Here is a 2,370-nt window from a genome sequence, read left to right as displayed (position 1 = left end):
CACGGCGACGCCGGCCGGTACCGGGTCGCAGGACCCGCTGGACCGGCTTCCCGTTGACCTCCCGGCAGCGCCCGCCGGCGCCGTCGGGTCCGGTGGTGGCACCTCCCCCGGCTCGAGCGGCGGCCACGCGCACGGCGCGATCGTGCTGCCCGCGCGGGCCGCGCACGACCAGCAGCTCGGCTGCTGGAGTGTCACCCCGGATGATGTCGCTGCGTTGCGCAACCGCGCGCAGCAGCCTCCAGTGTCGCCGGACTGACGTGTCGGCCAGCAACGCGATCTACGCGTAAGCGATCACTTTGATCGGTAGCGACAGCAGGACCGCCGAGGTGCAAGCTCGACGGCCGGCTCGCGAACTCATGGGCTGAAATCGCAAGCCGGTAGCTCCCGCTGCCACTACCTCCATCAACAGCTGGTGTCCCAGGGCTGTCGTCAAGCAAACCCCGTTTCACAGCAGACACGTCAACCGCCGCGCCGATGGTATCGGCCGGCGCCCATGAACTGGAGCGTTGAACATGAAAAACCCACGTTGGACTCGGCGCCCTCGCGCCGACGTCCCCGCCGGAGGGGCCGCAGCCGGCCTGTCCCCGGTGAACCCGTACAGCCGCCGGTCGAAGCGCGTGCTGCGCGGCTCGACCCGCGCGGCCGCGATGTCGGTCACCGCGACCGTCGCGCTCGTCGCCCTGGTGACGAACGCCGCCGCTGCTTCCCTGCCGGGCCTGGACGGTCTCGGCCTTCCCGGAACGGACACCACCTCACTGTTCACGAGCTCTCAGCCCAGCTCGCCGGTGAGTGCTTCCGGAACGAGCGGCACCAGCAGCCAGCCCTCGACCAGTCCGCTTCCCTCGACGACCTCGTCCACCGGGGACCTGCCGACCGCGAACATCCCGACCGTCGGCAAGTTCCTCAGCGGTGACGTGCTCAGCGGTGGCGCCTTGACCGGCGGCCTGTTCGGCGGCGACACGGTCCAGACCTCGACCGACCCGAACCAGTCCGGCGGTGCCCACTCCAGCGGGGACACCACCCACGAGGGCGGCGGCGACGGGTGCGACTTCTTCCTGCAGCACATGTGGAAGAACGAGGACGGGATCCCGCTGATCGGCAGCAGCTCCCACGCGCTGACCTACCACACGGACCCGTCGTACAAGAACCTGATCCTGTCGATGGCCAGCGGCGCGATCGGGAACTCGCAGATGCCGGTCGTCGACATCTACGGCGGCCCGCTGGGCTGGATCCCGATCTTCAACCCCTCGCACGTGCGGGGCCACGGGACCGACTACCTCACGATGGCCACCGGCTGCGGCGGCATGGGCCTGCCCATCAACACCAAGACCCTGGCGTTGGACATGTCCCGGCTGCCGACGCCGGAGAAGGTCATGAACTTCGTCCAAAAGGGAATGCCGAGCATTCCGGACCCGGCGAAGGTCCTGAAGCCGGACTACCTCTACAACACCCTGCAGGCCCGCGAGATCATGAGCAGGCTCGGGCCGAACACGGTGTTCACCCCGGACGAGTACCTGTCCTTCGCGGGCAAGAACTTCGACGCGATGCGGCTGCTGTGGCAGACGGCGTTCGACAAGGTGGGCAGCGGCAACCCGGCCGCGGTCCTGGACGTCCTGAAGGTCACCGACAACATCAAGACGCTGCAGTCGCTCGGCATGCCGGGCCTGCCCGACTCGAGCGGTGACACGCTCACCAGCGGCCTCCCGACCGGCGGCCTGCCGCTCATCGGCGGCGTTCTCAGCGGTTCGCCGGCCAACCCGGGCACGCCCGGTGCGACTCCGCTGCGGCCGGGTGTCCCGGCCATCGGCGGCACGCCGATCTCGGGTGCGGGCCCGAACGTCCCGGCCGGTTCGCCGGTCTCGGGGTCAGTCACCTTCACCAACACCGGCACCGAGCCGATCACCCACCTGAGCGGCTCGTTCCCGGGCGGCACCGTCACCTGGTCGTCGACCTCGGTCGCACCGGGCGGCACCGTCACCGGCACGTTCACGGCCCCGGCGAAGCCGGGTCCGCAGAGCGCGAAGCTGACGATCACCGGTACCAAGCCGAACGGCTCGACCGTCGGCTCGGAGACCACGATCCGCTACACCGGCGCGGCGGGAGCACCCAACCCGGGCACGCCAGGCACGCCCAACCCGGGTACGCCGGGTGCGCCGCTCCCAGGCCTGCCGGGTCTGCCGGGCCTCCCCGGCTCCGGCCAGCCGGGAACGTCCCCGCTCCCGGGTCTGTCGGGCACCGGCGGCATCCTCTCCTCGGTGACCGGCCTGCTGGGCAACGTGGTGCCGGGCTCGGCTCCGCAACCGCAGCCCGTCCCGGCGCCGCAGCCGCAGCCGCAGCCGGTCCCGCTGCCGCACCCGCAGCCCGTCCCGG

The 2,370-nt window shown here is 71.0% G+C and carries 1 protein-coding gene and 1 pseudogene; both read left to right on the top strand.

Annotated features, from left to right (window positions below; all coding sequences use genetic code 11):
- Nucleotides 1-256 (top strand): hypothetical protein (locus G3I65_RS17250; RefSeq protein WP_203612409.1); only part of this gene is annotated, 256 nt, incomplete at its 5' end.
- Nucleotides 257-587: 331 nt separating this feature from the next.
- Nucleotides 588-2,370, top strand: a pseudogene (locus G3I65_RS17245) (DUF1573 domain-containing protein); the annotation flags it as partial.

The sequence above is a fragment of the Amycolatopsis sp. SID8362 genome (assembly GCF_010550475.1).
GTDB lineage: Bacteria > Actinomycetota > Actinomycetes > Mycobacteriales > Pseudonocardiaceae > Amycolatopsis > Amycolatopsis eburnea.
Note: the sequence above shows the minus strand (reverse complement) of the source record. Positions and strands in the feature narration are given on the sequence as shown.